This is a genomic window from Mycobacterium sp. 1465703.0 (assembly GCF_001672975.1).
Classification (GTDB): domain Bacteria; phylum Actinomycetota; class Actinomycetes; order Mycobacteriales; family Mycobacteriaceae; genus Mycobacterium.
In genome coordinates this window covers 1-22,842 of the sequence record NZ_LZKU01000266.1, presented here as the reverse complement: position 1 = coordinate 22,842, position 22,842 = coordinate 1, and the positions used below count along the sequence as shown (strand labels likewise).

Annotated in this window: 23 protein-coding genes, 3 pseudogenes and 1 riboswitch; of the genes and pseudogenes, 15 read left to right on the top strand and 11 right to left on the bottom strand. The window is 67.1% G+C overall.

The window, feature by feature from the left end; genetic code table 11:
• On the bottom strand, window positions 1–524 hold a 524-nt coding region (locus tag A5625_RS25255), incomplete at its 3' end, for a VWA domain-containing protein (protein ID WP_156748542.1).
• 54 nt (window positions 525–578) lie between these two features.
• On the bottom strand, window positions 579–1,604 hold the full coding sequence (locus tag A5625_RS25250) for a cupin (RefSeq protein WP_067000740.1): 1,026 nt from the start codon (window positions 1,602–1,604) through the stop codon (window positions 579–581).
• Between the two features lie 143 nt (window positions 1,605–1,747).
• Between A5625_RS25250 and A5625_RS25245 the strand changes: the two genes are divergently transcribed.
• Together A5625_RS25245 and A5625_RS29360 are read left to right on the top strand one after the other, a co-directional pair.
• Complete coding sequence (locus tag A5625_RS25245; RefSeq protein WP_067000737.1) at window positions 1,748–2,458, top strand: GntR family transcriptional regulator; 711 nt, start codon at window positions 1,748–1,750, stop codon at window positions 2,456–2,458.
• A gap of 74 nt (window positions 2,459–2,532) precedes the next feature.
• The gene (locus tag A5625_RS29360) at window positions 2,533–2,958 is read left to right on the top strand and encodes a hypothetical protein (protein ID WP_156748540.1); all 426 of its coding nucleotides are present in this window, start codon (window positions 2,533–2,535) and stop codon (window positions 2,956–2,958) included.
• 14 nt (window positions 2,959–2,972) lie between these two features.
• Here A5625_RS29360 and A5625_RS25240 read toward each other — a convergent pair whose 3' ends face one another.
• From A5625_RS25240 to A5625_RS25230, 3 genes are read right to left on the bottom strand one after another with little or no spacing between them, the layout of a single operon-like run.
• A complete protein-coding gene (locus A5625_RS25240) occupies window positions 2,973–4,061 on the bottom strand; it encodes an adenosine deaminase (protein WP_067000733.1) in 1,089 nt (362 codons plus the stop codon).
• Window positions 4,058–5,350: a thymidine phosphorylase gene (locus A5625_RS25235; RefSeq protein WP_156748548.1), complete on the bottom strand. Its 1,293-nt coding sequence runs from the start codon at window positions 5,348–5,350 to the stop codon at window positions 4,058–4,060. Before A5625_RS25235 ends, A5625_RS25240 begins: the two co-directional genes overlap by 4 nt.
• Window positions 5,347–5,748 carry a cytidine deaminase gene (locus tag A5625_RS25230; protein ID WP_067000726.1) on the bottom strand — a complete coding sequence of 134 codons (402 nt, stop codon included), beginning with the start codon at window positions 5,746–5,748 and terminating at the stop codon, window positions 5,347–5,349. Before A5625_RS25230 ends, A5625_RS25235 begins: the two co-directional genes overlap by 4 nt.
• Before the next feature lie 260 nt (window positions 5,749–6,008).
• On the opposite strand from A5625_RS25230, the gene sdhC reads away from it, so the two are divergent.
• From sdhC to A5625_RS25210, 4 genes are read left to right on the top strand one after another with little or no spacing between them, the layout of a single operon-like run.
• Window positions 6,009–6,347 (top strand): succinate dehydrogenase, cytochrome b556 subunit, encoded by a 339-nt coding sequence (sdhC, locus tag A5625_RS25225; protein WP_067000723.1) that lies wholly within the window; start codon window positions 6,009–6,011, stop codon window positions 6,345–6,347.
• Complete coding sequence (locus A5625_RS25220) at window positions 6,344–6,811, top strand: succinate dehydrogenase hydrophobic membrane anchor subunit (protein WP_067000720.1); 468 nt, start codon at window positions 6,344–6,346, stop codon at window positions 6,809–6,811. Before sdhC ends, A5625_RS25220 begins: the two co-directional genes overlap by 4 nt.
• 19 nt (window positions 6,812–6,830) lie before the next feature.
• The gene (sdhA, locus tag A5625_RS25215; protein ID WP_067000718.1) at window positions 6,831–8,585 is read left to right on the top strand and encodes a succinate dehydrogenase flavoprotein subunit; all 1,755 of its coding nucleotides are present in this window, start codon (window positions 6,831–6,833) and stop codon (window positions 8,583–8,585) included.
• Window positions 8,585–9,397, top strand: a complete 813-nt coding sequence (locus A5625_RS25210) for a succinate dehydrogenase iron-sulfur subunit (protein ID WP_067000716.1) — start codon at window positions 8,585–8,587, stop codon at window positions 9,395–9,397. Before sdhA ends, A5625_RS25210 begins: the two co-directional genes overlap by 1 nt.
• Window positions 9,398–9,423: 26 nt before the next feature.
• Here A5625_RS25210 and A5625_RS25205 read toward each other — a convergent pair whose 3' ends face one another.
• Complete coding sequence (locus A5625_RS25205) at window positions 9,424–9,897, bottom strand: hypothetical protein (protein WP_082984550.1); 474 nt, start codon at window positions 9,895–9,897, stop codon at window positions 9,424–9,426.
• Between the two features lie 85 nt (window positions 9,898–9,982).
• Here A5625_RS25205 and A5625_RS25200 point away from each other — a divergent pair.
• Window positions 9,983–10,630, top strand: a pseudogene (locus A5625_RS25200) (carboxymuconolactone decarboxylase family protein); the annotation flags it as partial.
• Here A5625_RS25200 and A5625_RS25195 read toward each other — a convergent pair.
• The gene (locus tag A5625_RS25195; protein ID WP_067000712.1) at window positions 10,605–11,504 is read right to left on the bottom strand and encodes a sigma-70 family RNA polymerase sigma factor; all 900 of its coding nucleotides are present in this window, start codon (window positions 11,502–11,504) and stop codon (window positions 10,605–10,607) included. The pseudogene A5625_RS25200 and the gene A5625_RS25195 sit on opposite strands and share 26 nt — an antisense overlap.
• On the opposite strand from A5625_RS25195, the gene A5625_RS25190 reads away from it, so the two are divergent.
• A complete protein-coding gene (locus A5625_RS25190) occupies window positions 11,505–12,872 on the top strand; it encodes an aspartate aminotransferase family protein (RefSeq protein WP_082984549.1) in 1,368 nt (455 codons plus the stop codon).
• 10 nt (window positions 12,873–12,882) lie between these two features.
• The gene (locus A5625_RS25185) at window positions 12,883–13,896 is read left to right on the top strand and encodes an SMP-30/gluconolactonase/LRE family protein (protein ID WP_067000708.1); all 1,014 of its coding nucleotides are present in this window, start codon (window positions 12,883–12,885) and stop codon (window positions 13,894–13,896) included.
• A 6-nt stretch (window positions 13,897–13,902) separates the two neighbouring features.
• Here the strand turns inward: A5625_RS25185 and A5625_RS25180 are convergent, their stop codons facing one another.
• Window positions 13,903–14,103, bottom strand: a complete 201-nt coding sequence (locus A5625_RS25180; protein ID WP_232003819.1) for a hypothetical protein — start codon at window positions 14,101–14,103, stop codon at window positions 13,903–13,905.
• Window positions 14,104–14,372: 269 nt separating this feature from the next.
• On the opposite strand from A5625_RS25180, the gene A5625_RS25175 reads away from it, so the two are divergent.
• From A5625_RS25175 to A5625_RS25160, 4 genes are all read left to right on the top strand, one after another.
• On the top strand, window positions 14,373–15,623 hold the full coding sequence (locus tag A5625_RS25175) for a D-alanyl-D-alanine carboxypeptidase family protein (protein ID WP_067000707.1): 1,251 nt from the start codon (window positions 14,373–14,375) through the stop codon (window positions 15,621–15,623).
• A gap of 5 nt (window positions 15,624–15,628) precedes the next feature.
• Window positions 15,629–16,981, top strand: coding sequence for a sugar porter family MFS transporter (locus A5625_RS25170; protein ID WP_067000704.1), 1,353 nt, complete (start codon window positions 15,629–15,631; stop codon window positions 16,979–16,981).
• The gene (nagA, locus tag A5625_RS25165) at window positions 16,972–18,105 is read left to right on the top strand and encodes an N-acetylglucosamine-6-phosphate deacetylase (RefSeq protein WP_067000701.1); all 1,134 of its coding nucleotides are present in this window, start codon (window positions 16,972–16,974) and stop codon (window positions 18,103–18,105) included. Before A5625_RS25170 ends, nagA begins: the two co-directional genes overlap by 10 nt.
• Window positions 18,106–18,110: 5 nt before the next feature.
• Window positions 18,111–18,173: riboswitch (guanidine-III (ykkC-III) riboswitch) on the top strand.
• 11 nt (window positions 18,174–18,184) lie between these two features.
• Complete coding sequence (locus tag A5625_RS25160) at window positions 18,185–18,499, top strand: multidrug efflux SMR transporter (RefSeq protein ID WP_067000698.1); 315 nt, start codon at window positions 18,185–18,187, stop codon at window positions 18,497–18,499.
• Here A5625_RS25160 and yhjD read toward each other — a convergent pair.
• The gene (yhjD, locus tag A5625_RS25155; RefSeq protein WP_067000695.1) at window positions 18,496–19,524 is read right to left on the bottom strand and encodes an inner membrane protein YhjD; all 1,029 of its coding nucleotides are present in this window, start codon (window positions 19,522–19,524) and stop codon (window positions 18,496–18,498) included. The two genes, A5625_RS25160 and yhjD, sit on opposite strands and share 4 nt — an antisense overlap.
• Window positions 19,525–19,548: 24 nt before the next feature.
• Entirely contained in the window at window positions 19,549–20,568 is a 1,020-nt protein-coding gene (gene trpS, locus A5625_RS25150; protein ID WP_067000749.1) for a tryptophan--tRNA ligase, read from the bottom strand.
• Between the two features lie 217 nt (window positions 20,569–20,785).
• On the opposite strand from trpS, the gene A5625_RS25145 reads away from it, so the two are divergent.
• Window positions 20,786–21,583 carry an alpha/beta fold hydrolase gene (locus A5625_RS25145; RefSeq protein ID WP_067000746.1) on the top strand — a complete coding sequence of 266 codons (798 nt, stop codon included), beginning with the start codon at window positions 20,786–20,788 and terminating at the stop codon, window positions 21,581–21,583.
• On the opposite strand, the pseudogene A5625_RS25140 reads toward A5625_RS25145, so the two are convergent.
• A pseudogene (locus A5625_RS25140) lies at window positions 21,576–22,700 on the bottom strand (NADP-dependent isocitrate dehydrogenase); the annotation flags it as partial. The gene A5625_RS25145 and the pseudogene A5625_RS25140 overlap by 8 nt on opposite strands.
• Between A5625_RS25140 and A5625_RS29355 the strand changes: the two are divergent.
• Window positions 22,644–22,842, top strand: a pseudogene (locus tag A5625_RS29355) (isocitrate/isopropylmalate family dehydrogenase); the annotation flags it as partial. The pseudogenes A5625_RS25140 and A5625_RS29355 overlap by 57 nt on opposite strands.

Sequence of the window (22,842 nt, the reverse complement as noted above, 5' to 3'; positions counted from 1 at the left end):
GCGGTGCTGTCGGCGAACTCCAGCTTCTTCAGCGCGTCGATGGTCGCCTGATGTTGCGGGGTCGGCGGCACCAGCAGATAAGGCGTGCCCGCGAAACCGACCAGGCCGAGGTTGATGCCGGGGGTGAGCTGGCCGGCGAACTGAGTGGCGGCCTGTTCGGCGGCCTTGAGCCGGTTGGGTTCGACGTCGGTCGCGCGCATGGACTGCGACATGTCGATCACCAGCATGATGACGGCGCGGTTGAGCGGGATGCGGACATCGGACGTCGGTCCGGCCATGGCGGTGGTCAGCAGCACCAGCGAGGTGGCGAGCAGGATGGTCGGCACGTGTCGCCACCGGCTGGGCCGCGGTGGCGCCACCCGCTCCAGCACCTCCATGTTGGCGAAGCGCAGCACCCGGCGACGGCGGGCGAATTGCTGCACGACGTAGAGGCCGATCACCAACAGCACGATCAGCAGCACCAGGAAGAACCAGGCGTTCTGGAAGCCGGTCAGCGAGACCGGTCCCAGCAGGGGCACCTTCATGTCCAGCCACCCTATGCGCCGAACTCCGGCGGTGCATGGGCCGCGGCCGGAGGATTAGCCGGCGTCGAGATCGCGCCGCTGGGTGAACTTGATGTCCAGGCTGCGCAGGTGGGTGTGCAGTCCGGCGTCCTGGATGGGGATCAGGTGAGCGGGCTCGTCCGTCTCGTTGTAATGGGCGTGCCACATGCCCGGCGGGGTGGTGAAGGCGCAACCGGCCCGCCAGTCCATTCGGATCGGGTCGACGATGTCACCGCGGGAGTCCAGGCGGGTACCGAGCAGCGTGTAGCAACCGGACGCCGGCGCATCGAGGATGAGATCCAGCGCAACCGACTGGTGCCGGTGCGGGCGCTGCACCTGGTTGGGCGGCAGCACGCCGAACATGGCCCACAGCACGTGGGTGATGGTCAGCGTCTGCTCCTGGTTGGCGTTGGCCAGCAGCACGCTGACCCGGCTCTTCTCGTTGGCTCCGGGGCGCGCGGCGATCTCGTCGAGCTTGGCCACCGCGTCGGCGCGGCGGAACTTGGTCGGGCGGAACCGCGGCTGGGTGGCTTCGGCGCCCAGGTAGCGCATCAGCGGCTCGTCGTGCACCCAATACATGGCCGTATCGGCGCTGGCGTAGAAGACCGACCGGCTGCCGGCGGGCAGCGTCACGAAGTCGCCCTTCTCCCACTCGACGAGCTGCCCGTTGACCGCCGCGAAGCCGCGCCCGTAGAGCACGTAGTACAGCTGTGAGGTGGCGTTGGGGCTGGTGTCGATCTGTTCTTTGGCGCGGATGCTGACGAAGTTGGCCAACAACGCCGGGCTCGTCGCCGCGCCGGTGTCGATGCCCAGCTCGTCGGACAGATCCAGCGGGATCACGCCGGTCGGAGCATCCAGGTAGAGCTCGGGCTCGAACCGCTTCATCGGAACCGGCGGGACATGTCCGGACGCTATCGGGTTCGCCGCCTTGGAGTACTCGAAGTACTCGGCCTGCTGCGCCCATTCTTCGAACCGGCCCTCGAACCCGTACTCGGCCACGTTGATCATCGGCGCCGGGATCGTCGGGTCCAGGTTGGGGGTCAATATCTGCGTCGCGGGCATCTGCGGCCTCCCTCAGCACTTGGGTATCTCTTGTATATGAATAGTATTTATCTCGTATCTCAGTGTCAATCCGCGCAGCTAGCGGCTGCGGTGTACGGTCATGACCACGCGTGAGATACGACTGAGCTACAAGGGCGGTGGCGATGGCGGCACAAAAACCCCGGCCGGCCACGGCCAAGGACCGCGCACTCGACTACGTCAAGACCCAGGTGCTCACCGGTGCACTTCCCGGCGGCGAGCTGATCAGCGAAGGCGACGTCGCCACCGCGCTGGGAATGTCACGCACCCCGGTGCGCGAAGCGTTCCTACGGCTCGAGGCCGAGGGACTGTTGCGGCTGTATCCGCAGCGTGGCGCGCTGGTGGTTCCGGTCTCGCCCGACGAGGTGCGCGCGGTCATTCAGGCCCGGCTGGTGCTCGAGCAGTTCGCGGCCGGCCAGGTGATCGCCCGTGGCCCGGCCGTGCGCACCGTGGTCTTCGACCGGCAATCGGGCGAACTGCAGCGCCAGCGCGACACCGCGGCGGCGGCCGACTGGCGGGGATTCCTGGAATGCGACCGCGCCTTCCACGCCGTCACGCTGGAAGAGTCGGGCAACGCCATCCTGGCCAATTTCTACTCGACATTGCGCGACCGTCAGATGCGGATGATCGGCGTATCGGCACTGCGCGAACCGGATCGGGTGGCCACGATCTTGGCCGAGCATCGAGGCATTGCCGAAGCCTTGCGCGACGGCGATTTACCGCGCGCGCTACGAGCGGTGCAGACGCACCTGGCCAGCACGGTGCGTGCCATGGGGCTCTCCGTCGGGCCGGACCCGTTATGGGCTACCGGATTTGCTGGTCGTGGAGCAGACTGATCGATGACCCCCGGTGAAACGCGCCGGGTCTGCATCGAGGAGGCACCATGACGAAAGCGATAACGAGAGCGACTGTGGCCGTAGCGCTTATCGCATTCGCTGCGACGGGTGCGGCCATTCCGGCGAACGCGATGCCCGGCTTTGCGCGCACACCCGTTGCGCCGCAAGACAATCCCAGTCCCGGACTTCCCACCAATCCATCCGATCCCCGATGCGTGGGCATGCCGGAGTTGGCCGAGTGCCAGGGCGGACCGTATGCCGGTCCACCCACCGGTCCGGCGGATGCCAGCTGCATCAGCATGCCCACCGATCCGGTGTGCGCGGGAGGCCCGTACGCCCCGCCGCCAGCGGCTGAACCTGCGGCGGCACCTGAGCCGGTGGCCCCGCCACCAGCGCCTGAGCCCGCCATGGCACCTGAGCCGCCGATGGCCCCGCCAGCCATGCCGGTGGCGCCCGAGCCGCCGTCCGAGCCTTCCATCGGGACGCCCGGGCACATCTAACGGCGGGCTGAGGTCTAGCCGATCAGCACGGCATAGCGCGGCTTGATCACCTCGTCGATGATCGCCAACCGCTCGTCGAACGGGATGAACGCGGATTTCATCGCGTTGATGGTGAAGCGCTCCAGGTCACTCCACCCGTAGCCGAAAGCCTCTACCAGCCGGTGCATTTCGCGACTCATGAAGGTGTCGCTCATCAGCCGGTTGTCGGTGTTGACGGTCACCCGGAACCGGGTGCGGGCCAGCAGATCGAACGGGTGCTCGGCGATGCTGTTGACGGCACCGGTCTGCACGTTCGAGCTGGGGCATAGTTCCAGCGGAATTCGCTTGTCCCGCAAGATCGATGCCTGTTGCCCCAACCGGACTTGGCCGTCGTCGGACACCTCGATGTCGTCGACGATACGCACCCCGTGCCCCAACCGGTCGGCGCCGCAAAAGGCGATCGCCTCATGAATGGACGGCAGCCCGAAGGCCTCACCGGCATGAATAGTGAAGCGGGCGTTGTGATCTCGCATGTACTCGAAAGCATCCAGGTGCCGGGTCGGCGGGTTGCCGGCCTCGGCGCCGGCGATGTCGAAACCGACGACTCCCTTGTCCCGGAACCGGATTGCCAGCTCGGCGATCTCCCGGGACACCGCCGCGTGCCGCATCGCGGTCACCAGCAGGCGCACCACAATGGGACGTCCCGCTGCGGCACAAGCCTTCTCGCCGTCGGCGAATCCGGCCAGCACCGCATCGACGATCGCATCGAACGACATGCCGCGGTCGATGTGCAGCTCGGGTGCAAACCGAACTTCGGCGTAGACCACCGAATCCTCGGCCAGATCCTCCACACATTCGAAGGCGACGCGATGCAGCGCCTCCGGCGTCTGCATCACCGCCACGGTGTGCGAAAACGGCTCCAGATAGCGCTCCAGCGAGCCGCTGTGCGAACGGGTGCGAAACCAGGTCGCCAGCTCCTCGACGTCCGTGGCGGGCAGCCCGTCGTACCCGACCTGCCCGGCGATGTCCAGCACCGTCGACGGCCGCAAGCCGCCGTCCAGGTGATCGTGCAGCAGGGCCTTGGGGGCTTTCCTGATCTGCTCCAGCCCCAGCGGTGCGCTCATTTGACGATCCGATCGATGATCAGCGGCCGTGAATCCGGCCGCGCCGCAGTAGCGTCGACGCTCCACCCGCCGTCCAGCTCGGCGAGCGCGGCGCCGAAGCGCTCCGGGGTGTCGGTGTAGAGGGTGAACAACGGCTCACCGGCGGTGACCGGCTCGCCGGGGCGGCGGTGGATCCTGATACCCGCGCCCAACTGCACCTGTTCGCCCGGACGGGACCTACCCGCACCCAGCCGCCAAGCCGCCAGACCCACTGCCATCGCGTCGATATCGCCCATTGTGCCGCCCCGGGCAGCGGTCACGGTCTCGGCATGCCGGCCGATCGGCAACGGCACCGACAAATCGCCACCCTGGGCGGCGACGAGCCGGCGAAACCGGTCCATCGCGGTGCCGTCGCGCAGGGTGTCGGCGGGATCGCGGTCCTCGATCCCGGCCAGCTCGAGCATCTCTTGGGCCAGCCGCAGCGTCAGCTCGACCACGTCGGGCGGGCCGCCGCCGGCCAGCACCTCGAGCGACTCGGCGACCTCCAGGGCATTGCCGACGGTGGCGCCCAGCGGGCGGTTCATGTCGGTCAGGAGCGCGCGGGTGGGCACCCCGTGCGCCGCGCCCAGCTCGACCATGGTGTGCGCCAGTTCGCGGCTCTGCGCCTCGGTCGCCATGAATGCCCCGGAACCGACTTTGACGTCGAGCACCAGTGCACCGGCCCCCTCGGCCAGCTTCTTGCTCATCACCGAGCTGGCGATCAGCGGCAGCGACTCGACGGTGGCGGTGATGTCGCGCAGGGCGTACAGCTTGGCGTCGGCCGGGGCCAGGTTGCCGGCGGCGAAGATGGCCGCGCCGACGTCGCGCAGTTGGTCGCGCACCCGCTGGTTGGAGAGCTCGGCGGTGAAGCCGGCAATGGATTCCAGCTTGTCCAGGGTGCCGCCGGTGTGGCCCAGCCCACGGCCCGACGCCTGTGGCACCGCCGCGCCGCAGGCGGCGACGACGGCCACCAGCGGCAGGGTGATCTTGTCCCCCACCCCGCCGGTGGAGTGTTTGTCCACCGTGGTCAGCCGGAGGTCGCTGAAGTCGAGCGTTTCTCCCGAGGCCAGCATCGCAGCAGTCCACCGAGCGGTCTCGCCGCGATCCATGCCGCGCAGCAGGATCGCCATCAACAGCGCCGCCATCTGTTCTTCAGCCACCCGGCCCTCGGTATAGGCGCCGATGATCCAGTCGATCGCGGCGTCGGACAACCGGCCGCCGTCACGCTTGGTCCGGATCACCGTGGGCGCGTCGAACGCCGGGTTCATCAGCCGCGCCCCCGAGCCAGGTCGTCGGGGCCAAACGCGTCCGGCAGCAGATCGCCGAGCCGGCGCGGCCCGCCCGGATGGTCGATCAGCAGCTCGGGGCCGCCGTGTTCCAGTAGCACCTGGCGGCACCGCCCGCAGGGCATCAGCACCGATCCCCGCCCGTCCACGCACGCCAGCGCGACCAGGCGGCCGCCGCCGCCGGAATGCAGGGCGCACACCACGGCGCATTCGGCACAGAGACCAAGGCCATATGAGATGTTCTCCACATTGCAGCCGGTGACCACCCGGCCGTCGTCGACCAGCGCGGCCGCCCCCACCGGGAATCGCGAATACGGCGCATAGGCGCTCGAAGACACAGTTATTGCCTTGTTCCGCAACGTATTCCAGTCGATCTCAGGCATAAGGAAACCCCGCTCACCCATCGCCGATTCCGACAGTCACCCTAGCCGCAAAACGGCATTTCGCTTGACGGACAGCGGCGCAAGGCACCCCGTGTCCGAGCTAAGCTCAAGTGCTCGGCGTGACTGTCGTTGCACGTCGGCAGAAGGCGGTGAGGACTGGGGTGACTACGCAACCGACAACCGCGGATCCGGCGGCACCGGCATCGGCTCCATCACGCAAACGCAGGCCACCGCGCACGCTGTACCGGGGTGACCCCGGCATGTGGGCGTGGGTGCTGCATCGGATCAGCGGCGCGACGATCTTCTTTTTTCTGTTCGTGCACGTCCTGGATGCCGCCATGCTGCGGGTCAGCCCGCAAACCTACAACGCGGTGATCCACGACTATCAGATGCCGATCGTCGGACTGATGGAATACGGCCTGATCGCCGCGGTGCTCTTTCACGGCCTGAACGGGATCCGGGTGATCCTGATCGACTTCTGGTCCGAGGGCCCGCGCTACCAGCGGCTGATGTTCTGGATCGTCGGCGTCGTGTTCCTGCTGCTGATGGTTCCGGCCGGCGTGGTGACCGTCATCCACATGATGGAGCACTTCCGATGAGCGGTCCCGACCTGCAGCTGGGGCGCGGCGAAGTCGCCCCGGTCAGACAACGCTTCCACGATCGTCCGGCCAGCCTGGACAATCCCCGCTCGCCACGGCGCCGTTCGGGCATCCCGAACTTCGAGAAGTTCGCCTGGCTGTTCATGCGGTTCTCCGGGATCGCGCTGTTCGTCCTGGCGATCGGCCACCTGTTCATCATGCTGATGTGGGACAACGGCGTCTACCGCATCGACTTCAACTACGTGGCGCAGCGCTGGGCATCGCCGTTCTGGCAGTTCTGGGACTTGGCGCTGCTGTGGCTGGCACAACTGCACGGCGGCAACGGCCTGCGCACCATCATCGACGACTACAGCCGCAAGGACAGCACCCGCTTCTGGCTCAACAGTCTGCTGCTGTTGTCCATGGGATTCACGCTGGTGCTGGGCAGCTACGTGCTGCTGACCTTCGACCCCAACATTTCCTGATCCAGGGAGGCTGACTCGATTGATCCAGCAACACCGGTACGACGTGGTGATCGTCGGCGCGGGTGGTGCCGGCATGCGGGCCGCCGTCGAGGCGGGCCCGCGGGTGCGCACCGCGGTGCTGACCAAGCTCTACCCGACCCGCAGCCACACCGGCGCCGCCCAGGGCGGCATGTGCGCGGCGCTGGCCAACGTCGAAGAGGACAACTGGGAATGGCACACCTTCGACACGGTGAAGGGCGGCGACTACCTGGCCGACCAGGACGCGGTGGAGATCATGTGCAAGGAAGCCATCGACGCGGTGCTGGACCTGGAAAAGATGGGGATGCCGTTCAACCGCACCCCCGAGGGCCGCATCGACCAGCGCCGGTTCGGCGGGCACACCCGCGACCACGGTAAGGCCCCGGTGCGGCGCGCCTGTTACGCCGCCGACCGCACCGGTCACATGATCCTGCAGACGCTGTACCAGAACTGCGTCAAGCACGATGTGCAGTTCTTCAACGAGTTCTATGCGCTGGACCTGGTGCTCACCCAGACGCCGAGCGGGCCAGTGGCGACCGGTGTGGTCGCCTACGAGTTGGCCACCGGCGAAATCCACGTCTTCCACGCCAAGGCGATCGTGCTGGCCACCGGTGGTTCTGGCCGGATGTACAAGACCACCTCCAATGCGCACACGCTGACCGGCGACGGCATCGGCATCGTGTTCCGCAAGGGACTCCCGTTGGAAGACATGGAATTTCACCAATTCCATCCGACCGGCCTGGCCGGTCTGGGCATCCTGATCTCGGAAGCGGTGCGAGGCGAGGGCGGCCGGCTGCTCAACGCCGACGGCGAGCGGTTCATGGAGCGCTACGCCCCGACGATCGTCGACCTGGCACCACGCGACATCGTCGCCCGCTCAATGGTTCTCGAGGTGCTGGAGGGACGCGGCGCCGGGCCCAACAAGGATTACGTCTACATCGACGTCCGTCACCTCGGCGAGGACGTGCTGGAGGCCAAGCTGCCCGACATCACCGAGTTCGCCCGCACCTATCTGGGGGTGGACCCGGTGCACGAGCTGGTGCCGGTCTATCCGACGTGTCACTACGTGATGGGCGGAATCCCCACCACGGTCACCGGACAAGTGTTGCGGGACAACACTTCTACGGTGCCGGGGCTGTACGCCGCCGGCGAGTGCGCGTGCGTGTCGGTGCACGGCGCCAACCGGTTGGGCACCAATTCGCTGCTGGACATCAACGTGTTCGGCCGGCGGTCCGGCATCGCCGCGGCCAATTACGCCCGGGGCCACGACTTCGTCGACATGCCGCCGGAGCCCGAGGCGATGGTCGTCGGCTGGGTACGCGACATCTTGAGCGAGCACGGCAACGAACGGGTCGCCGACATCCGCAACGCGCTGCAGCAGTCGATGGACAACAACGCCGCGGTGTTCCGCACCGAGGAGACTCTCAAGCAGGCGCTCACCGACATCCACGCGCTGAAGGAACGTTATGCCCGGATCAGCGTGCAGGACAAGGGGAAACGATTCAACAGCGATCTGTTGGAAGCCATCGAGCTGGGCTTCCTGCTGGAGCTGGCCGAGGTCACCGTGGTCGGGGCGCTCAACCGCAAGGAGTCTCGCGGCGGCCACGCCCGCGAGGACTACCCCAACCGCGACGACGTCAACTTCATGCGCCACACCATGGCCTACAAGCAGGGCACCGATCTGCTGAGCGACATCGCGTTGGACTTCAAGCCGGTGGTGCAGACGCGCTACGAACCCAAAGAACGGAAGTACTGATGACCGAGAGCGTCGGGACAGAAGAGGCACCCGAGGTCGAGACCAGCCTGGAACCGCCGTTGCCGGCGATTCCCGACGAGGCTGTGATGGTGACCGTCAAGATCGCCCGGTTCAATCCCGACCAACCCGACGCCTACGCGGAAACCGGTGGCTGGCAAAGCTTTCGGGTACCGTGCCTGCCCAGCGACCGGATGCTCAACCTGCTGATCTACATTAAGAGCTACCTGGACGGGACACTGACCTTCCGGCGTTCCTGCGCGCACGGGGTGTGCGGTTCGGACGCCATGCGCATCAACGGCGTCAACCGGCTGGCGTGCAAGGTGCTGATGCGCGATCTCCTGCCGAAAAAGCCGGGCAAGTCCTTGACCATCACGGTGGAGCCGATCCGTGGGCTGCCGGTGGAGAAGGACCTGATTGTCGACATGGAGCCGTTCTTCGACGCCTACCGCGCGGTGAAGCCGTACCTGATCACGACCGGCAACCCGCCGACCCGCGAACGCATTCAGAGCCCCACCGACCGCGCCCGCTACGACGACACCACCAAGTGCATCCTGTGCGCGGCGTGCACCACAAGTTGCCCGATCTTCTGGCACGAGGGCAGCTACTACGGCCCGGCGACGATCGTCAACGCGCATCGCTTCATTTTCGACAGCCGCGACGAGGCCGCCGCCGAGCGCCTGGACATCCTCAACGAGGTCGACGGCGTGTGGCGGTGCCGCACCACGTTCAACTGCACCGAGGCCTGCCCGCGCGGCATTCAGATCACCAAGGCGATCCAAGAGGTCAAGCGCGCAATCATGTTCTCGCGCTAGGCGCTTCGCGCCGGCGCGAGGTCGGGTCAGGGCTTGGACTCGCCGGTACGGGTTCCCGCTACGTGTGCCGGCCCGACGCGGTCGTCGTCAAGATCGGATTCTGGCATTTCTGAAGCGGGTTGTTCGTCCGCCGGGGACTGAGTCGCGCCGCCGGGTGTCTCCGATGGGCTGGCCGACTTGAACTCGGCGTCCGCCGCCGGAACCGTCGCGCCGCCCGTGCCCTGGGTGTCAGTCGCCGCACTTTCTCGGCGTCCCTCGTAGGGCGGGATTGCGCTGCCAGTGTCCTGCGGAGGTAACTCACCGGTGCCGCCGTAGACATCCGACGCGCTCGGATCGCTGGTAGGCGGATTCGCGTCTTCGTCCACGGTTCCGACCGGACGATCCGCGGTGCCGTGCTCGGGAGTATCCGACCCGGTGTCGCGCGCGCCGCTGCCCAGTTCAGGATCGTCGAAGTGCTCCAGCCGCGTGTTTTCCGACTGTTGATCATTTTGAGAGGTCATAACTGCTCCTCACCCTCTCGCTACCTGCCGTACCGGTTGGCCGGCGAGGTTGAGAAACGGGTACCCCGGCCCCTAACCGGGAAACCACTGCTCACGACGCTCGTCACACATCGCGTCTCCATCTCGTCTAGGGGGCATGACACAGAAAACCCGCATCGAGCCCCTGCCACCGAAGCGCGCCGGTTTGTTGACCCGGGCCATGTACCGGATCGCCAAGCGGCGCTACGGCCAAGTGCCTGAACCGTTCACCGTTGCTGCGCACCACCGCGGGCTGATGATCGCCGGCGCCGTGCACGAGACCATGCTGGACAAGGCGTCGAAAACGCTGCCGGTCAGCGTGCGCGAACTGGCGGTGTTGTGGACCGCGCGCACCGTCGGTTGCTCGTGGTGCGTCGATTTCGGGTCCATGCTGCAGCGCCTGGACGGCCTGGACATAAAGCGGCTCGTGGACATAGAAAATTACGCAACTTCACCGCTTTTCAGCGACGACGAGCGCGCCGCCATCGCCTACGCCGACGCGATGACCACCGATCCACACACCGTCACCGACGAGCAGGTCGCCGATCTGCGGGCCCGCTTCGGCGATGCCGGCGTGATCGAGCTGACCTATCAGATCGGGGTGGAGAACATGCGGGCACGGATGAACACCGCGCTGGGCATCACCGAGCAGGGCTTCAATTCCGGTGACGCGTGCCGGGTTCCCTGGGCTATCGACCCAGCGGCGAGCCGGTGAATTTATCCGGATTGGCGACATCCCATAGCGCACAGACCTTTCCATCGCGCACCGTGGCGGCCATGATTCGCGGCATCATCTCGCGGTACCCGTCGCTGGCCGGGCAGCCGGGCGTATAGCCGCCCAGTTCGCCATTGACCAGCCCCAGCTGATACGAGGTGAACATCGCCGGGCCGTAGCGCTCGGCGAGGCCGAAGAAGAATCGGGCCACCTTGTCCGCGCCGTGGATGACGTTGATTGCGGTGGGCGCCTTGCCATTCGCATCGCCGGTCAGGATCACGTCGGGATGCAGTAGCGAGACGACGGCCTGCAGATCGCCGGCGGCCATGGCGGCCAGCAGCTTCCCGACCACCTCGGCGTGTGACGGATCGGGTGATATGGGCAGCGGTTGGGCGTTGACGGCCTTGCGGGCCCGCGAGGCCAGCTGCCGGGCCGCGGCCTCGCTGGTTCCCAGCACGTCAGCCACCTCGGCGAACGGCACGGCGAACCCGTCGTGCAACACGAACGCGACCCGCTGATCGGGAGACAGCCGTTCCAGCACCACCATTGCCGCGAACCGCGCGTCCTCACTGGCCACCACCGCGGACAGCGGATCGGCCCCGTCGAACCCGGTGACCACCGGCTCGGGCAACCAGGTTCCGGTGTAGGTCTCGCGACGATGCGCGGCCGAGCGCAGCCGGTCCAGCCCCAGCCGGCTCACCACCGTGGTCAACCAGGCGCGCAGGTCGGTGATGGGGCCGTCCTGCCGATGCCAGCGCAGCCAGGCATCCTGGACGATGTCCTCGGCGTCGGAGACCGTGCCGGTCAGCCGGTAGGCGACCGACATGAGATGCGGCCGCAGCGCCTCGAAATCCTCGACCTGCGTTGAGGTCATATCGGGGAGCCTAGCGCTACGCTCACCAACAAGATGACTGGGAACCTGTGGTTGCACTTCGCCCGGCACGGCCCGGACATCACGCCGCCGATCATCACCCGCGGCGAGGGTGTCACCATCTTCGACGACCGCGGCAAGGCCTACCTGGACGGGCTGTCCGGGCTGTTCACCGTGCAGGTCGGCCACGGCCGCAGCGAGCTGGCCGAGGTCGCCGCCCGGCAGGCGAGCACGCTGGCGTTCTTTCCGCTGTGGGGGTACGCCACCCCTACCGCGATCGAGCTCGCCGAGCGCCTGGCCGGCTACACACCGGGTGATCTGAACCGGGTGTTCTTCACCACCGGCGGCACCGAAGCCGTCGAGACGGCCTGGAAGCTGGCCAAGCAATACTTCAAGCTCACCGGCAAACCCGGCAAGCACAAGGTGATTTCGCGGTCGGTCGCCTACCACGGCACCACCCAGGGCGCGCTGGCGATCACCGGGCTGCCGCGCTACAAGGCACCGTTCGAGCCGGTGACGCCCGGGGGCTTCCGGGTGCCCAACACCAACTTCTACCGGGCGCCGGAACCGTTTCACACCGACCTGAAAGCCTTCGGGCAGTGGGCCGCCGACCGGATCGCCGAGGCCATCGAGTTCGAAGGCCCCGACACGGTGGCCGCGGTGTTCTTGGAGCCGGTACAGAACGCGGGTGGCAGCATCCCGCCTCCCCCAGGCTATTTCGAGCGGGTACGGCAGATCTGCGACGAATACGACGTGTTGCTGGTCTCCGACGAGGTGATCTGCGCGTTCGGCCGGATCGGGTCGATGTTCGCCTGCGACGACTTCGGCTACCTGCCCGACATGATCACCTGCGCCAAGGGGATGACGTCGGGCTACTCACCGATCGGCGCGATGATCGCCAGCGAGAAGTTGTTCGAGCCGTTCAACGACGGCGCCACCATGTTCCCGCACGGGTATACCTTTGGCGGCCATCCGGTTTCGGCCGCCGTCGGGCTGGCCAATCTGGACATCTTCGAGCGGGAGGGCCTCAACGACCACGTCAAGACAACCGCTCCCGCCTTCCGCGCCACCCTGGACAAGCTCTACGACCTGCCCATCGTCGGCGACGTGCGCGGCGAGGGTTTCTTCTACGGCGTGGAACTGGTCAAGGACAAGGCGACCAAGCAGACGTTCAGCGACTCCGAACGCCGACCGCTGCTCGCCCGGGTCGGTTCGGCGCTCTTCGAGGCCGGGCTGTATTGCCGCACCGACGACCGCGGCGATTCGGTCATTCAATTGGCGCCACCACTGATCAGTGGTCAAGCCGAATTCGACACCATCGAGGCCATCATGCGCGAGGTGCTGACCCAGGAGTCCGAGGCGTGGCTTTAAAGTCGTCGGCATGGCGCGCAAACCACGTATTCACCCCGTGCGGTGGCAGCCGCCGCCGGTCGAGAAGCTGCCCGACATGCCGGCGCCCGGCGTCACCGTCGTCCCGCTGCCCGGCAACGGGCCCGAGGACGTCGTCGTCGACGCGGCCGGCCACCTGTGGACGGGCCTCGAGGACGGCCGCATCGTACGGATCTCCCCCGACGGCGGCCGCGCGAGCATCCCCGAAGTTATTGCCGACACCGGCGGGCGGCCGCTCGGAATGCACGTCGCCCGCGACGGCCGGCTGCTGATCTGCGACAGCCATCGCGGGTTGCTCGCGCTGCACCCGCAGAGCGGCACGCTCGACGTGCTCGTCGAATCGGTCGGCGGCAGGCGACTCAAGTTCTGCTCCAATGTCACCGAAACAGCCGACGGCACAATCTATTTCACCGAGTCGACGAGCGACTATCACTTTGAGCACTACCCCGCCGCCATCGTGGAGGCACGCGGGACCGGCGGCCTGTACCGGCTCGGCACCGACGGCACGGTCACCACGCTGGTGGACGGGCTGTACTTCGCCAACGGGGTGACGGCCACGGCCGACGGGTCGGCGCTGGTCTTCGCCGAGACGGTGGCGCGCCGGCTGTCCAAGTACTGGCTGACCGGGCCGAGGGCTGGAACGGTGACACCGCTGGCAGTGCACCTATCCGGCATGCCCGACAACGTGTCCACCGGCGGCGACGGCCGCATCTGGGTAGCGATGGTCACCGAGGCGAGTCGGGCGCTGGAATCGCTGTTCCCGCGCGCCCCGATCATCCGCAAGGTGGTGTGGCGGCTGCCCGAGCGGCTGCAACCGCAAATCAAGCCGGAGATCTGGGCCGTCGCGTTCGATCCGGACAGCGGCGCGGCGGTCGCCGGCCTGCGCACGGCGCATCCGGACTTCGGCTCCGTCACCGGCCTGGTCGAGGCGGCCGGCAGGCTCTGGATGAGCACGATCAACTTTCCGGCCCTGGCCCACGTGGACCTGGCCGGTACCGCGCTGTAAACCTCGCTAGCCGGCGGGTGCCCGCCGGACGGCGTCGGCCGCCATCATCACCTCGCGGACGTGCGTGGCGGTCGGGTTGCGGCCGAACCGCGTCACGGCGTTGCACAGCCAGGCCAGCGCCGACCGTAGCTCGGCGTCGGTGGTGGCGTCACGGTGCAGCTTCAGCTCCGCCAGCACCTGGTCGAGCCCGGAACGTCGCACCTGCATTGCCTTCTCGACCTGCTTGAGCAGATCGTTCAGCGCTCGCGGGCCGGCACCGGGCGAAGCGTCCGCCCCGCGATTGCGCCGCCAAGCGGACCAAAACCGATCGCTTGAAATGACAAAACCCTCCGAATCCGGTGCGGTGGGTGGCTTTCGGGCTGACCGCGGGGCCCAGCGTATCGCGGTCCCGCCAGCGCCGCTCAGTAACTTCCGTCTCACCAGTCACAGCGCGGCTCCCCGGATTCGAGCCGCCGATCGCTTACTGTGCACAGACGATGACCCTGATACGCACCGCATCCTGCCTGGCAGCGGCGATTTTCCTGATGGCCGCCCCGGCCCCCCTGGCGGCGCCCGCGGCCTTGCCGCTGGCGACGGCCGACCCCGCGCCCGAACCCAATGCCGCGCTCCCGGAGTGCCCGTACAAGGTGAACACCCCGAAAGCGGTGGATTCGTCGGAGGCCCCCACCGCCGGCGATCCCCCGGTCCCGCTGGCGGTGCCGGCAAAGCCGGTCGGCGGCGACGCGCTGGGCAGCTGCGGCATCGTCGCCGCGCCGAACACACCGGCGTTGCCCAACGACGTCTCCGCCGAAGCCTGGCTGGTGGCGGACCTGGACAGCGGCGCGGTCATCGCGGCCAAGGATCCGCACGGACGCCACCGCCCGGCCAGCATCATCAAGGTGCTTGTCGCGATGGCCTCCATCAACGCGCTCAACCTGAACAAGGCGATTCCCGGCACCGCGGACGACGCCGCCGCCGAGGGCACCAGGGTGGGCGTCGAGGAAGGCGGCGTGTTCACCGTCAACCAGCTGCTGCACGGCCTGCTGATGCACTCCGGCAACGACGCCGCCCACGCGCTGGCCATGCAGCTGGGCGGGATGCAGCAAGCGCTGGAGAAGATCAACGTGCTGGCCGCCAAGCTCGGCGGGCAGGACACCCGGGTGGCGTCGCCGTCAGGGCTGGACGCGCCCGGCATGAGCACCTCGGCCTACGACATCGGGCTGTTCTACCGCTACGCATGGCAGAACCCGACATTCGCCAACATCGTCGCGACGCGGACCTTCGACTTCCCCGGCCACGGCGACCACCCCGGCTATGAGCTGGAGAACGACAACCAGCTGCTCTACAAGTATCCCGGCGCCCTGGGCGGCAAGACCGGTTACACCGACGATGCGGGCCAAACCTTCGTCGGTGCGGCCAACCATGACGGGCGGCGGTTGGTGGCGGTGCTGCTGCACGGAACGCGGCAACCGATCGCACCGTGGGAACAGGCCGCGCACCTGCTGGACTACGGCTTCGCCACGCCGCAGGGCACCCAGGTCGGCTCGCTGGTCGCGCCCGACCCGTCGCTGGCACCGGCCAAGGGGGACAGCGTCGCCGACCAACTCGCCAATAACGCCGCGGCCGGGATCATGCCATCGGCGAACGCCATGCCGATCCGGGTGGGTGTGGGAGTCATCGGGACTGTCATCGTGTTTAGTTTGATCATGGCCGCACGCTCGATGAACCGACGACCACAACACCGCTGAGCACCGTGCCCACCACGTTGCGGCGCGGACTGCTGGTTGGGCTGACCGCCGCCAGCGTGGGCGTCATCTACGGTTACGACCTGTCCATCATCGCCGGGGCGCAGTTGTTCGTCACCGAGGACTTCGGACTGTCCACCCGCCAACAGGAGCTGTTGACCACGACGGTGGTGATCGGCCAGATCGTCGGGGCGCTCGGCGCCGGGGTGCTGGCCAATGTGATCGGCCGCAAGAAGTCGGTGGTGCTGATCCTGTCCGCCTACGCGGTTTTCGCGTTGCTGGCTGCGTTCTCGGTCTCGCTGCCGATGCTGTTGGCGGCCCGGCTGCTGCTGGGCCTGACCATCGGCGTGACTGTGGTGGTGGTGCCGGTGTACGTGGCGGAAACCGCTCCCGCGGCGGTGCGCGGTTCACTGCTGACGGCCTATCAGCTGGCGATCGTCAGCGGGCTGATCGTCGGCTATCTGACCGGTTACCTGCTGGCCGGCACCCACAGCTGGCGGTGGATGCTGGGTCTGGCCTGCGTGCCCGCATTGATGTTGCTGCCGTTGGTGATTCGGATGCCCGATACGGCCCGATGGTACGTGTTGCAGGGGCGGATGGACGACGCTCGCCGGGCGTTGCTGCAAGTGGAACCGACCGCGCGCGTCGACGACGACCTCGCCGAGATCGGCCGCGCGTTGAGCGAAGCCGCCCCCGGCGCCAAAGGTGGTTTCTCCGAGATGCTGCGGCCCCCGTATCTGCGGGCCACCGCGTTCGTTGTCGTTCTCGGCTTTCTGATCCAGATCACCGGCATCAACGCGATCATCTATTACAGCCCACGGATCTTCCAGGCCATGGGATTCACCGGCAATTTCGCGCTGCTGGGGCTGCCGGCCCTGCTTCAGGTCGCCGGATTGGCGGCCGTCGGCGCGGCGCTGCTGCTGGTCGACCGGGTCGGCCGGCGACCAATCCTGTTGTGCGGCACCGCCATGATGATCGTCGCCGATGTGGTGCTGATGGCCGTCTTCGGCCAGGGCTTCGGTGGCGCGCTCGCCGGATTCGCCGGGATCTTGCTGTTCATCATCGGTTACACCATGGGTTTCGGCTCGCTGGGCTGGGTGTACGCCAGCGAAAGCTTCCCGTCCCGGCTACGCTCACTGGGATCCAGCACCATGTTGACCTCCAACCTGGTAGCTAACGCCATCATCGCCGCCGTATTCCTAAGCCTGCTCCATTCATTGGGCGGCGCAGGGACTTTCGCGGTGTTCGCGGCGCTCGCGGTGGTCGCGTTGATCTTCGTTTACCGGTACGCGCCGGAGACCAAGGGCCGCCAGCTCGAGGACATCCGCCACTTCTGGGAAAACGGCGGCCGATGGCAGTGATCGCCGCGGGCACCATGGTCCTGGACGGCGAGATCTGCCGTCCGGGATGGCTGGAGAGCCGCGGCGGACGGATCACGGACTGCGCGGCCGGACCGCCGCCGCGTCCGGCCGATCGGGACTTCCCGGATTGCACTGTGGTGCCCGGCTTTATCGACATGCATGTGCACGGCGGTGGCGGCGGTTCTTATACCGACGCCGACGGCATCGGCGGCGCGGCCGTGTTTCACCTGCGGCATGGCACCACCAGCACGCTGGCCAGCCTGGTGACCGCCTCGCCGTCCGAACTACTCGGCGGGGTGCGTGCCCTGGCCGACGCCACCGCCCGCGGCACCGTTGCCGGCATCCACCTGGAAGGGCCGTGGCTGAGCCGGGCACACTGCGGAGCCCACGACCGCACTCAGATGCGCGACCCGGAGTTGGACGAGATCGACGCGGTGCTGACCGCGGGGGCGGGCACCATCCGGATGGTCACGCTGGCACCCGAACTGCCGGGTACCGACGCGGCGATCCGGCACTTCGTGGATGCGGGAGTCGTTGTCGCAGTGGGACATACCGATGCGACCTACCGGCAGACCCAGCACGCCATCTCGCTGGGCGCCACGGTCGGCACGCACCTGTTCAACGCGATGCCGCCGCTGCACCATCGCGAGCCCGGCCCGGTGCTGGCCCTGCTGCGCGATCCCCGGGTGACCGTCGAGCTGATCGCCGACGGCGTGCACCTGCACCCCGACGTGATACGCGCGGTGATCGAGGCCGCCGGAGCGCAGCGGGTCGCGATGATCACCGACGCGATCGCCGCTGCCGGCCGCGCCGACGGCGCGTTCCGGCTCGGTGCGGTGCACATCGATGTGATCGACGGTGTGGCACGGGTGCACGGGACATCGACGATCGCGGGCAGCACCGCCACCATGGATCAACTCTTCCGCGCCGCGCACACTGCCGCGGGACTAGCCGCCGCGGTACAGATGACGTCCACGACACCGGCGCAAGCCCTCGGCCTAGCGCGAGTTGGCTCGCTGAGCACCGGCTATGACGCCAATCTTGTTGTGCTGGACCGCAGTTTGGGGGTATCGGGGGTCATGGTGCGCGGCGCCTGGACGGACCATCCGCTCGATGTTTGTTAGCATCGAGCTCGTCGGCGCCTGACACCGGACGAGGGGCCCGTACCCGGCCAGCGACAAGACGGCGCCATGGAGGTGCGTGATGGCCTGGCTCATCTTGATTGCGTCGGGAATCTTGGAGGCGGTGTGGGCGACCGCACTGCGCAGATCCGACGGCTTCTCCCGGCTCGGGCCGTCAGTGATCTTCCTTGTCGCCGTGGCGCTTTCGATGACTGGATTGGCGATCGCCATGCGCACCCTGCCGGTCGGAACCAGCTATGCGGTATGGGTCGGCGTCGGGGCGGTGCTCACGGCGGGTTACGCGATGCTGGTCGGCGACGAGCCGGCGTCGTTGATCAAGCTGGTGCTGATCGGCGGGATCGTGGCCTGCGTCGCGGGCCTGAAGCTGGCCGGCTAGCGCAGCCACCGGGCCAGACGGGAAAATGCCAGCGCCACAACGGCCCCCAACCCCATCGCGGTCAGCGTCTGGCGGGTATTGAGTCCTTCATCCATCTGGATGTGCGGTGCGATGATTGCCGGTGCCGGAGGCTCAACGGGCTGACTGCGCGGATCGTTGGACGCCGTCGCGGCCCACGCCGTGCAGAACAGCACGAGATAGGCCGTGATGTAAGCGAATACCATCAACCCCAGCACCGGCCCGAAGGCGGCGCCCGCCGGGCTGCGCAGCACGGTCTTGAGATAGACGGACGCCACCTGTTTGAACACCTCGAACACGGTCGCCGCGATCAGCCCGGCCCGCATCGAGTCCACCAGGCTGACCTTCTCGCGCGGCAGCCGGGCGATCATCCAGGTGAACAGCAGCCACGACACCAGCGTGCCGATCAAAATGGAGAACAGCCAGAACAGCCAGTCCAACACCACAAACTGTGGTATGCCAAGCAATTTCAGGAGCGCCGCCATGGGTGCCGCATGGCCGACGGTGGTGAGCGCGACGGTGACCACGATCACCGCGAACGTTCCCATCATCGCCAGCAGATCGGAGAGCTTGTCGCGCACGAAACCCGGTGACTCGATGTGGGAGACCGACCACATCTCCGTCAAAGCCTGGCGCAGGTGCGATATCCAGCCCAAGCCCGCCCACACCGCGGTGGCCAAACCGATGACACCGACCGAAGTTCGGGCGTCGATCGCCGAGTTCATCAGCTCGTGCAGCTGATTTCCCAGCGTGCCGGAGACCTGAGACCGGATGTGATCGTCGATGGTGCTCAGCAATTGCGGACGCCGGGCCAGCACGAATCCAAAGACCGCGAAACCGACCATGAGCAAAGGAAACAACGCGAAAATCGTGTAATAGGTGAGGCCGGCCGCAAAGAACCCGCCGTTGCGCTCGTCGAAACGCTGGTAGGCGCGGATGACATGATCGATCCACCCGTACCGGGTTCGCAGCCGATCGAATATGCCCGGCTTGGCCGGCTCGCTCATCGCATACTCCAATGAGAAGCGGTTCTAGCTCCGCTGTTGAAGAAACCCAAGCCGATCGTAAACCCGCTGGACGGTTTTCCCCGCTACATCGTTGGCTTTTTCCGCTCCGGCCGTCAAGATGGCCTCCAATTCGGCGAAATCGGCCGTCAGTTCGTCGACTCTGGCCTTGATCGGGGCGACGAATTCGACGACCGCCTCGGCGGTGTCCTTCTTCAAATCGCCGTAACCCCTTCCGGCGTAGCCTTCCACGAGGGTGTCGATCCCGACGCCGGTGACCGCCGACTGGATGCTCAGCAGGTTGGAGACGCCCGGCTTGGCCTCGGTGTCGAAGCGGATCTCCCGCTCGCTGTCGGTGACGGCCGAGCGAATCTTCTTGGCGGACTTGGCCGGATCGTCGAGCAGGTTGATCAGCCCGGCATCGGTGGCCGCCGATTTGCTCATCTTCGAGGTCGGGTCCTGAAGGTCGTAGATCTTGGCGGTGGCCTTCGGAATCAGCATGTCGGGGACCACGAACGTCTCCGGGAAGCGGCTGTTGAACCGCTCCGCGATGTCGCGGGCCAGTTCGAGATGCTGGCGCTGATCCTCACCCACCGGAACCAGATCGGTGTCGTAGGCCAGCACGTCGGCGGCCTGCAGCACCGGATAGGTGAACAAGCCGACGGTGGTGGAGTCGGTGCCCTGCCGCAGCGACTTGTCCTTGAACTGCGTCATCCGCGACGCCTGACCGAAACCGGTGAAGCAGCCCAGCACCCAGGCCAGCTGGGTGTGGGCGGGCACCTGGCTCTGCACGAACACGGTGCTGCGGGCCGGGTCGATGCCCAGCGCCAGATACTGCGCGGCGGTGACCAGCGTGCGCCGCCGCAACGCCTCGGGATCCTGCGGGATGGTGATCGCGTGCAAGTCCACCACGCAGAAGAACGAGTCGTGATCGTCCTGCAGCGCAACCCACTGGGTGATGGCGCCCAACGCGTTACCCAGGTGAAGCGAATCGGAGGTGGGCTGCACGCCGGAGAAAATCCGGCTGGATCCGGTAGCGGTGCTCATGATGTCAACGATCTTTTCACGCGCGGCCGTCGGGCCTGCACAGACCGGCCGGCCCGGCACCCCGCATGTTGCGGTACCGGCGGTACCGCCTTTAATGTCGGGTTATGCGCAATCTCGTCTGCTCGGCTCCGTCCTCGTGAGCTCCGCTCACTCAGCGTCGCCGTCGGGCCGTTCGCCGATCCACCTCGGTCCCAGCGATGGTTCCGGGGAGCCGGTCCTGATGCTGCACGGGTTCCTGATGTCGCAGACGGTGTGGGAACCGGTCGCGCCGCGGCTGGCCGACACCGGCCGGTTCGAGGTCTTCGCCCCGACCATGGCCGGCCACAACGGCGGGCCCTACGCCGGAACCTGGCTGCTGAGCAGCTCGGTGCTGGCCGACCATGTCGAGCGCCAGCTCGACCAGCTCGGCTGGCAAACCGCCCACATGGTGGGCAACTCGCTGGGCGGCTGGGTCGCCTTCGAACTGGAGCGGCGCGGGCGTGCCCGCAGCGTGACCGGCATCGGCGCCGCGGGCGGCTGGACGCGGTGGAGCCCGGTGAAGTTCGAGGTCATCAGCAAGTTCATCGCGGGCATGCCCTTCCTGGCGCTGGCGCGGCTGTTCGGCGAGCGGGTGCGTCGGCTGCCGCTCGGCCGGCGGCTGGCGACTCTGCCGCTCACGGCGACGCCGGACGGCATCAGCGAGGACCAGCTGGCCGTCGTCATCGACGACGCCGCGCACTGCCCCGCGTACTTCCAGCTGCTCGTCAAGTCGCTGCTGGATCCCGGCCTGCTGCAGTTGGCCGACACCGCGGTGCCGGTCCAGCTGGTGCTGTGCGAAAAGGACCGGGTGGTGCCCGCGAGCAGATTCAATCGGCACTTCACCAACTTCCTGCCGCCGGGAACCAAGATCACCGAGCTCGACGGCGTCGGGCACGTTCCGATGTTCGAGGCGCCCGACCGGGTCGCCGCGGCCATCGCCGATTTCATCGACGAATGCGGCACCGGGGCCGACCGGCATCGGCCACCCGCTAGCTAGCCAATTTCTTTTCCAGGTTCTCGGCGATCGAGTTGAGGAATTCCTCGCTCTGCTGCCACTCCTGGTCGGGGCCGATCAGGATGGCCAGGTCCTTGGTCATCTTGCCGCTCTCGACGGTGGAGACCACCACGGTTTCCAGGGTCTGCGCGAACTCGGTCACCTCGGGAGTGTTGTCCAGCTTGCCGCGGTGCGCCAGTCCGCGCGTCCAGGCGAAGATCGAGGCGATCGGGTTGGTGGAGGTCGGCTTGCCGGCCTGATACTGGCGGAAGTGCCGGGTGACGGTGCCGTGCGCTGCCTCGGCCTCGACCGTCTTGCCGTCGGCGGTCATCAGCACCGACGTCATCAGCCCGAGTGAGCCGTAGCCCTGCGCGACCAGGTCCGACTGCACGTCACCGTCGTAGTTCTTGCAGGCCCACACGTAGCCGCCCTCCCACTTCAGGCAGGCCGCAACCATGTCGTCGATCAAGCGGTGCTCGTAGGTGAGTCCTTCGGCTTCGAACTGGTCCTTGAACTCCTCGTCGTAGACGCGCTGGAACTCGTCTTTGAACATGCCGTCGTAGGCCTTGAGGATGGTGTTCTTGGTGGACAGGTACACCGGCCACTTGGCGTTCAGCCCGTACTTCAGCGAGGCGCGGGCGAAGTCGCGGATGGAGTCCTTGAAGTTGTACATCCCCATCACCACGCCGCCGTCGTCGGGGATCGACACCACCTCGTGCACCATCGGCTCGCTGCCGTCGGCGGGGGTGAAAGTGATTGCGACGGTTCCGGGTTTGTCGACCTTGAAGTTGGTCGACCGGTACTGGTCGCCGAACGCGTGACGGCCGATGACGATCGGCTTGGTCCAGCCCGGAACCAGCCGCGGCACGTTCGAGATCACGATCGGCTCACGGAAGATGGTGCCGCCCAAGATGTTCCGAATGGTCCCGTTCGGCGAGAGCCACATCTTCTTGAGGTTGAACTCTTGGACGCGGGCCTCGTCGGGGGTGATGGTCGCGCACTTGACGCCCACGCCGTGCTTCTTGATGGCATAGGCCGCGTCGTAGAACTCGACGGTGACGAGATGACCCGCGTCATCTGGAAGTTCATCAAGGACATGCTGATCCTGCCGCACCTCGACATCGATCTCGACTACTACGACCTGGGCATCGAGCACCGCGACCGCACCGACGACCAGGTGACCATCGACGCGGCCTATGCCATCAAGAAGCACGGCGTGGGCGTCAAGTGCGCGACCATCACCCCCGACGAGGCCCGCGTCC

What these genes read in the sequence shown, in the direction of transcription:
- A5625_RS25250 (WP_067000740.1), bottom strand. Translation starts at nt 1,604, where the DNA reads ATGCCCGCGACGCAGATATTGACCCCCAACCTGGACCCGACGATCCCG.
- A5625_RS25245 (WP_067000737.1), top strand. Translation starts at nt 1,748, where the DNA reads ATGGCGGCACAAAAACCCCGGCCGGCCACGGCCAAGGACCGCGCACTC.
- A5625_RS25240 (WP_067000733.1), bottom strand. Translation starts at nt 4,061, where the DNA reads ATGAGCGCACCGCTGGGGCTGGAGCAGATCAGGAAAGCCCCCAAGGCC.
- A5625_RS25230 (WP_067000726.1), bottom strand. Translation starts at nt 5,748, where the DNA reads ATGCCTGAGATCGACTGGAATACGTTGCGGAACAAGGCAATAACTGTG.
- sdhC (WP_067000723.1), top strand. Translation starts at nt 6,009, where the DNA reads ATGTGGGCGTGGGTGCTGCATCGGATCAGCGGCGCGACGATCTTCTTT.
- A5625_RS25220 (WP_067000720.1), top strand. Translation starts at nt 6,344, where the DNA reads ATGAGCGGTCCCGACCTGCAGCTGGGGCGCGGCGAAGTCGCCCCGGTC.
- A5625_RS25210 (WP_067000716.1), top strand. Translation starts at nt 8,585, where the DNA reads ATGACCGAGAGCGTCGGGACAGAAGAGGCACCCGAGGTCGAGACCAGC.
- A5625_RS25205 (WP_082984550.1), bottom strand. Translation starts at nt 9,897, where the DNA reads ATGACCTCTCAAAATGATCAACAGTCGGAAAACACGCGGCTGGAGCAC.
- A5625_RS25195 (WP_067000712.1), bottom strand. Translation starts at nt 11,504, where the DNA reads ATGACCTCAACGCAGGTCGAGGATTTCGAGGCGCTGCGGCCGCATCTC.
- A5625_RS25185 (WP_067000708.1), top strand. Translation starts at nt 12,883, where the DNA reads ATGGCGCGCAAACCACGTATTCACCCCGTGCGGTGGCAGCCGCCGCCG.
- A5625_RS25180 (WP_232003819.1), bottom strand. Translation starts at nt 14,103, where the DNA reads ATGCAGGTGCGACGTTCCGGGCTCGACCAGGTGCTGGCGGAGCTGAAG.
- A5625_RS25175 (WP_067000707.1), top strand. Translation starts at nt 14,373, where the DNA reads ATGACCCTGATACGCACCGCATCCTGCCTGGCAGCGGCGATTTTCCTG.
- nagA (WP_067000701.1), top strand. Translation starts at nt 16,972, where the DNA reads ATGGCAGTGATCGCCGCGGGCACCATGGTCCTGGACGGCGAGATCTGC.
- A5625_RS25160 (WP_067000698.1), top strand. Translation starts at nt 18,185, where the DNA reads ATGGCCTGGCTCATCTTGATTGCGTCGGGAATCTTGGAGGCGGTGTGG.
- yhjD (WP_067000695.1), bottom strand. Translation starts at nt 19,524, where the DNA reads ATGAGCGAGCCGGCCAAGCCGGGCATATTCGATCGGCTGCGAACCCGG.
- trpS (WP_067000749.1), bottom strand. Translation starts at nt 20,568, where the DNA reads ATGAGCACCGCTACCGGATCCAGCCGGATTTTCTCCGGCGTGCAGCCC.